This is a genomic window from Mucilaginibacter sp., from assembly GCF_028287845.1.
Taxonomy (GTDB): domain Bacteria; phylum Bacteroidota; class Bacteroidia; order Sphingobacteriales; family Sphingobacteriaceae; genus Mucilaginibacter.
The window spans coordinates 1-6,781 of record NZ_JAQBOW010000092.1 but is presented as its reverse complement, the minus strand read 5'-3'; the positions used below and the strand labels follow the sequence as shown (position 1 = coordinate 6,781).

Sequence of the window (6,781 nt, the reverse complement as noted above, 5' to 3'; positions counted from 1 at the left end):
GCGAGAAATTATACTGGCAGGTAATTAATACAGTTATTCCTTTGTTATTAGTGTTAATATTTGCTATTTTTCAACATTATATCCGCAAGAGACGGTATGCTCATTAAATTTTATACTTTTGACTAATTAACACTAAATTTATATATGAGATTTATAGTTTCTACATCAACATTATTAAAGCAATTACAGTCTGTAAGCGGTGCATTAAGCAATAGTACCGTATTACCTATACTGGAAAACTTTTTGTTCGAGATAAAAGATGGAAACTTAACCATTTCTGCTACCGACCTGCAAACCAGCATGACCACTTCTTTAACTGTTGAGGCTAAAGAGAACGGGCGTATAGCTATACCATCGCGCATACTGTTAGAAACTTTAAAATCATTGCCAGAGCAACCTATTGCTTTTTCTGTTGATGATGCCACGTTTGCTATAGAAATTAACGCGGGTGATGGAAAATATAAACTGAGCGGAGAGAATGGCGAGGACTTCCCGAAAATTCCGGTTGTAGAAAATGCTTCATCAGTAAATTTACCGGCGTCGGTTTTGGCAGAAGCAATTAACAAAACTATATTCGCCGTAAGTAATGACGAGTTGCGCCCGGCCATGACAGGTGTTTACTGCCAGCTAAGCAGCCAGTATTTAACCTTTGTAGCAACTGACGCACACAAGCTGGTACGCTACCGCAGGTTAGATGCCAAGGCAGAAACCACTACCTCATTCATCTTACCTAAAAAGGCGCTAACGCTGCTTAAATCTGCTTTACCAACTGATGATGTAAATGTATCTGTTGAATATAACAGCACCAGTGCGTTCTTTAAGTTTAACAATATTAACCTGGTATGCCGCTTAATTGATGAGCGCTACCCGGATTATGAAGCGGTTATACCATTAAATAACCCTAATAAATTAAGTATTGACCGTTTGGCATTTTTAGGCTCATTAAGCCGTGTTGCCATTTACGCTAATAAAACCACTCACCAGGTTAGATTGAAAATTACCGGCAGCGAGCTGCATATTTCATCAGAAGATATTGATTTTGCAAACGAGGCGCACGAGCGTTTAGGCTGCCAGTATGAGGGTGAAGATATGGAGATAGGCTTTAATGCCCGGTTTTTAATTGAAATGTTGAAAAATATAAGCGGGGAGGAAGTATCTTTAGAGATGTCTTCACCTAACAGGGCCGGATTATTATTACCACAAGGAGGCGATGAGAATGAAGATGTGCTGATGCTGGTAATGCCGGTTATGCTTAATAGTTATGCTTAAGTGTAAACTTAAATTATAGATCCAAATATTAGTCCGGCGTAAAAACCGGACTTTTTTGTTAAAACCGATAACAAAACCCGCAATAAGCAGTTATATAACATCTGGGTATTTATATGAATATTAAAGCTTTAATATTATTTTTTGCCATTGCCGTAACAGGCTTATCGTCTTGTAAAAAAATCAGCGATGCGCTTCCTGTAGTTCCTATCGCCAATATTAATATAATTAATGCAGGTGCAGATACCTTGAATTTTTACCAGAATGGTACAAGGTTAAATAACACTACTAATTTATATCCTTTTGGTTTATTAACTAATGTTAATGTAGTTGCAGGTACGCAAAACTACCAGTTTAAAAAAGCCGGCAGCGCAAACACATTAATTGATCTGCCTTTAACGGTTAATGTTAACACGTCTCAAACCTTATTTGTAGCGGGTGAAACAGCAGACAAGGTATTTTTACTTCAGGATAGTGTGAGTACTGATACAGCAACAAACATAGCCAAAATACGATTTGTAAATGCATCGCCAATAACCGGTAACATTGATGTTAATATAGGAAGTAGTTTCGCTTATAAAAACAGAGCATTTAAATCAGCAACGGCATATATGCCGGTAAGCGGCGGGCAAAATATATTATCAATTTACCAAACAGGCACTACTACGTTATTGGCCCAGGGTACACTAACATTAACTGCCGGTAGCTTTTATACCCTGTATAGCAAAGGCGTATTAAATGGTACGGGTAATAATGTGTTTGGCGTGCGTATTTTAACCCTGTAAATATTAAAAATATAAAAATGGCTGAAAGAAATAAGGCAATGGTTTTTCTGTTTTTATGCTGTGTTGGCATAATGGTTATACCATTTATTGCTTCGTGCGGCAAAAACGGTACCGCACCGGCGAACTCAAATATACAAATGCAGGTTATTAACTTAAGTCCCGATCTGCAACCGGTAAATTTATTCGTTAGCTATATACAGCAAAACACGGTGGCTTTTTCTTATCCTACACCATCAGGATATTTTACGCTAAAGAATATTGATACACCTGTACAAATCAGGTCGTTCTATACAAATGTTTCCACAACAAATTTTATTTCGTTAAATACGCCTTTAAAAAATAACTATAAGTACACATTATTTGTAACAGGTTTAAGGGCAGATAGCAGTATAACATCAATATTTGCTATTGATACCGCAGCAACACCAACTGTTGGGCGGGGTAAAATTAGATTTGTAAATGCTTCGCCGCGATCAGGCGCGTTTGATATAACTGTAAACGGCACTAAGGCATTTACCAACCAGGGCTATAAAAATATATCCAACTTTATAGAGGTGCCGCCAGGTAATTATGATTTTAGGATATTACCAACCGGTTCAGGTACAGTATTGGCAGATATGCCCGGCACAGTTATTCTTGACGGTAAAGTATATACGCTGTATTGCCGCGGTATTGTTGGAGGGGCAGACTCGGTTGCCTTTGCGGGCGGCATTTTAAATAACCGTTAAACTTTGCCATATATATTTCTATTTTTGCCCAAAATTTAAACCATTGGAACTAGTAAAAGCCTTAATAGATTTTATAATACATATTGATAAACACCTGGTACAAATTACCAGTCAGTATCAGGGATGGACCTACCTGATATTATTTGTTATCATATTTGCCGAAACAGGTTTTGTTGTAACCCCCTTTTTACCCGGCGACTCACTACTGTTTGCTGCCGGCGCGTTAATAGCCGGTGGCCAATCAGGTTTAGAAATTTATTTATTAGCACTTATTTTAATAATAGCCGCCTTTACAGGCAATACTTTAAATTACACATTAGGCAACTACTTTGGACCGAAAGTATTTAAAGAGAAAAATAAAGTACTGAAGCTGGACTACTACCTGCAAACCAAAGCGTTTTTTGATAAGCATGGCGGCAAAGCGGTAATATTTAGCCGTTTTATGCCAATTGTAAGAACCATTGCGCCGTTTGTAGCAGGGGTAGGACGCATGTCGTTTTTACGCTATAGTTTATATAATATTATTGGCGGCGCGGCGTGGATAATACTTTTCTTATTTGCCGGATATATGCTGGGTAATGTGCCGTTTTTTAAAGCGCACTTTTCTTTAATAGGTATAGTTATTATTTTAGTTTCTATCGTCCCGCCAATTATTGCAGCTGTTAAAGGCGGGGCTAATAAAAAGAAAGCTTAAGCTGGTTGTGCAAATTTTTCCCGTCCTTTTTTTCCGTGGTAGCTAACCAAAAGGAACAGCAAATTTATATGTGCCGCTGCTTTTGCTCTCATAGTTGTTAATTAGTGAATGCTGCAATTTTTCCTGCTTTAAAAATAGCTTCTTCTTTTTGAATTTTATGCATGTCGGAAGCATTTAAAGGTTTCTTTATCAATTTGTTCAGATCGGGCTGCCCTGCATCTATCCAGGCCGAGTACCAATAACTACCTACAGATAACACCGCCGACCGCATGCGCCGCTGCACCATGCCCCGCAACATTTTTTGATAAGCCCGGCTATATTCAGCAGAATAATCTTTAACTGCTCGTTTACCATGCATTACCACTGTGTATTTTTTATCGGGAGGGTAGATTTTATTTAGCAACCGCTCCAATCGTAATGTCGAATCGGCTTCTTTAAAAGATGTGCGGCAAATTTTAAAGGCTTCTTTTAATGGGTTTTCAATATATCTTACTTTACCCGCATAGCAATTATAATTGGCAGCAAAAAGCTCGGGCAGGCGGCTTTCCCATAAGGCATGTATACCGGTTTGATTGGTAAGCTGCCCGTTATAGTTTTGGGTAAGATGAAGTGGCACATGGGCGTCAGCAACATAATGCCCCAGATTGGCTGATGCGGTTAGTATGCCGGTGGTATCATGGCCCTTAAAAGCATCAACCAGTTTATAATAGTTGTATTGAATGGCCCAGGGAACAGTGCCATATTTATTGAGTGTATCTTCTGAGTATTTTACAACCGCATTGTTCCATCGCTCCGGAATTAACCTGAATGGGTCTTTGCCGTAATGATCTGCATTTAAATAGTGACGTGGTGCTTCTAACGAATCAACATAGCGTCGTTTATCCGCACTAATAGCATGCGCGGTAATGAACCCTATGTTGGCTTTGTAAAAACCTGCCATCGCTTTTGGCAAAATAAAAACAGCTAAACGGTTAATACGGTAATGCGCGAAAAACCCCCAGGATGAGCATAGTACGATCAATAATAACCCGGTTAGGATTCTGGCGGCAGGTTTCATAAAATGTGATAAAAACAACGGTAAGTGTAAATTTAAAAATAAACTTGTTAAACCCGCCCTTTGAGAACTAAATGTCGCATCGTTTGTATATTTACTTTATTGCATGATGGCGATAACCGCAATTTGCTAAACAATATATACCATAAACAACCTAATATGCCTCAAAAAACTAAATCTAATCCCCGAAAAAAACGTTTCTGGAAATGGTTAACTGTATTAGGTCCCGGCCTCACAACCGGCGCGGCAGATGATGACCCATCGGGCATAGCCACCTACTCGCAAACCGGCGCGCAGTTTGGCTACGGGCAACTATGGACAGCACTTTATATGCTGCCTTTTATGACCGCCGTACAGGAGGCCTGCGCACGTATCGGGCTGGTTACCGGCAAAGGTATTGCCTCGGTAGTTAAAACGCATTACAGCAAGCCGGTGCTCTATGGCGTGGTTAGCCTGGTAGTAGTTGCCAATACCATTAACATTGGTGCCGATATTGGCGCTATGGCGGCGGCCGCCAAGTTACTAATACCCTTGCCGTTTATTTTGCTGACATTGGCCTTTACCGCAAGCATATTGTTATTAGAAATATTTACCAGTTACCGCGTATACTCTAAAATATTAAAATGGCTGGCAATGGCCTTACTTGCGTACCCTATTACTGTATTTATTATTCACCAGGATTGGCTAACGGTGTTAAAAGCTACTGTAGTGCCGCATATTGAATTCAGCTTCGCGTTTTTATTTATTATAACCGGAGTGTTTGGTACCACTATAACCCCTTATATGTTTTTCTGGGAAGCATCGCAGGAAGTAGAAGAAGTAAAAGAAAAACGCTTAATGCCAAACGGAAAAATAGGATGGCAAAGTATATATGCCATGCGAAAAGATAACACGGCTGGCATGATCATATCAGAATTTACTACCTGGTGTATTTTGCTGGTGGGCGCAACTGTTTTATATAAAAGCGGCGTTAAGGATATTAAAACGGCGGCCGACGCGGCCAAAGCATTAGAGCCGCTGGTACATTCGTTCCCTAATGCAGGTTTTTTGGCTAAGCTTATTTTTTCGGTTGGTATTATTGGATTAGGGTTATTGGCTGTACCTGTATTATCAGGTTCGGCGGCCTATGCAGTGTCTGAAGCTTTCAACTGGAAAGCAAGCCTGAACCTAAAATTTAAAAAGGCCTATGGGTTTTATGGCGTTATCATTGTAGCAACATTAATTGGATTAATAATCAATTTTGTTGGCATAGATCCTGTAAAGGCGCTTATTTATACTGCCGTATTAAATGGTGTGGCTGCTGTGCCGTTGCTGTTTTTAATCATAAAAATTTCAACCAGCGATAAGATCATGGGCGAATTTAAAAGCGGATGGTTATCAAAAACGCTTTTATGGTTTACTTTTGTGGTGATGGGCGGGGCGGCCGTAGCTTTATTTTTTACGATATAATCCAATTAAAAACACTGTTAAAAACTATTTTAAAAAAGACATTTGATTTTATAATCAAAACTCCTATATTTGCAGTCCTTAAATAACGAATAGAATAATAAGCTAAAATGGCAAATCATAAATCATCAATAAAAAGGATCAGGTCTAACGCTGCTAAGCGCTTACGTAACCGTTACCAGGCTAAAACCACCAGAAACGCTATCAAGAGATTGAGAGGCACAACTACTAAAGTTGACGCGGCTCCTTTATTATCAAAAGTGATCTCTATGCTTGACCGTTTAGCTAAGAAAAACGTTATTCATAAAAACAAAGCTTCAAACAACAAATCGAAGCTTACTAAATTTGTAAACGCGTTAAGCTAATCAAGATATTTTTAAATCCCTGAAAAGGCGATGAGTTTAATACTCATCGCCTTTTTTGCTGGTTTGAACCATGATTTTGAGGATTTAAGGATCACCATGATGATGTCATAAGTTTGTAGCCGTCTTATAGCCTATATATTAACGAATAGTAGATTTGTCAACTTTTAAAAAGTTGACAAATCTTTTTGCTTTAAATCAAGGCAATCTTCAAATCCTAAAAATCATGGTTCAAACAATAATTTTCACTACTTTAATCCCGTGGAAAAAAACTACGAGAACAAGATCAGCATCAAATCATGGGCCGAAGAGGACCGTCCGCGCGAAAAACTGAGTAGCCAGGGCAGGCGCGCCTTAACTGATGCCGAGCTGATAGCGATACTGATCGGTTCTGGCAGTCGTACAGAATCGGCGGTAGAGCTGAGCAAACGTATGCTGCACCATTA

Annotated in this window: 8 protein-coding genes; 7 read left to right on the top strand and 1 reads right to left on the bottom strand. The window is 39.2% G+C overall.

Translation table 11 applies throughout. The features are described from left to right. Window positions 1–144 precede the first annotated feature (144 nt). The 4 genes from dnaN to JWP71_RS09020 all read left to right on the top strand — a co-directional run bounded on the left by dnaN (window position 145) and on the right by JWP71_RS09020 (window position 3,473). Window positions 145–1,269: a DNA polymerase III subunit beta gene (gene dnaN / locus JWP71_RS09035; protein WP_299498832.1), complete on the top strand. Its 1,125-nt coding sequence runs from the start codon at window positions 145–147 to the stop codon at window positions 1,267–1,269. Window positions 1,270–1,382: 113 nt separating this feature from the next. Continuing rightward, a complete protein-coding gene (locus JWP71_RS09030) occupies window positions 1,383–2,051 on the top strand; it encodes a DUF4397 domain-containing protein (RefSeq protein WP_299498829.1) in 669 nt (222 codons plus the stop codon). A gap of 17 nt (window positions 2,052–2,068) precedes the next feature. Further along, complete coding sequence (locus JWP71_RS09025; protein ID WP_299498826.1) at window positions 2,069–2,779, top strand: DUF4397 domain-containing protein; 711 nt, start codon at window positions 2,069–2,071, stop codon at window positions 2,777–2,779. Window positions 2,780–2,822: 43 nt separating this feature from the next. Beyond that, window positions 2,823–3,473, top strand: a complete 651-nt coding sequence (locus JWP71_RS09020; protein ID WP_299498823.1) for a DedA family protein — start codon at window positions 2,823–2,825, stop codon at window positions 3,471–3,473. Window positions 3,474–3,570: 97 nt separating this feature from the next. Here the strand turns inward: JWP71_RS09020 and JWP71_RS09015 are convergent, their stop codons facing one another. Continuing rightward, window positions 3,571–4,530, bottom strand: coding sequence for a zinc dependent phospholipase C family protein (locus tag JWP71_RS09015; protein WP_299498820.1), 960 nt, complete (start codon window positions 4,528–4,530; stop codon window positions 3,571–3,573). 156 nt (window positions 4,531–4,686) lie between these two features. Between JWP71_RS09015 and JWP71_RS09010 the strand changes: the two genes are divergently transcribed. The 3 genes from JWP71_RS09010 to JWP71_RS09000 all read left to right on the top strand — a co-directional run. Next, entirely contained in the window at window positions 4,687–5,976 is a 1,290-nt protein-coding gene (locus JWP71_RS09010; protein ID WP_299498817.1) for a divalent metal cation transporter, read from the top strand. A 107-nt stretch (window positions 5,977–6,083) separates the two neighbouring features. Continuing rightward, a complete protein-coding gene (gene rpsT, locus JWP71_RS09005) occupies window positions 6,084–6,338 on the top strand; it encodes a 30S ribosomal protein S20 (protein ID WP_299498815.1) in 255 nt (84 codons plus the stop codon). 258 nt (window positions 6,339–6,596) lie between these two features. Beyond that, on the top strand, window positions 6,597–6,781 hold a 185-nt coding region (locus tag JWP71_RS09000; protein WP_366143529.1), incomplete at its 3' end, for a UPF0758 domain-containing protein.

Coding starts and splice junctions, on each gene's coding strand:
- JWP71_RS09010 (WP_299498817.1), top strand. CDS start 4,687: ATGCCTCAAAAAACTAAATCTAATCCCCGAAAAAAACGTTTCTGGAAA.
- JWP71_RS09030 (WP_299498829.1), top strand. CDS start 1,383: ATGAATATTAAAGCTTTAATATTATTTTTTGCCATTGCCGTAACAGGC.
- dnaN (WP_299498832.1), top strand. CDS start 145: ATGAGATTTATAGTTTCTACATCAACATTATTAAAGCAATTACAGTCT.
- rpsT (WP_299498815.1), top strand. CDS start 6,084: ATGGCAAATCATAAATCATCAATAAAAAGGATCAGGTCTAACGCTGCT.
- JWP71_RS09025 (WP_299498826.1), top strand. CDS start 2,069: ATGGCTGAAAGAAATAAGGCAATGGTTTTTCTGTTTTTATGCTGTGTT.
- JWP71_RS09015 (WP_299498820.1), bottom strand. CDS start 4,530: ATGAAACCTGCCGCCAGAATCCTAACCGGGTTATTATTGATCGTACTA.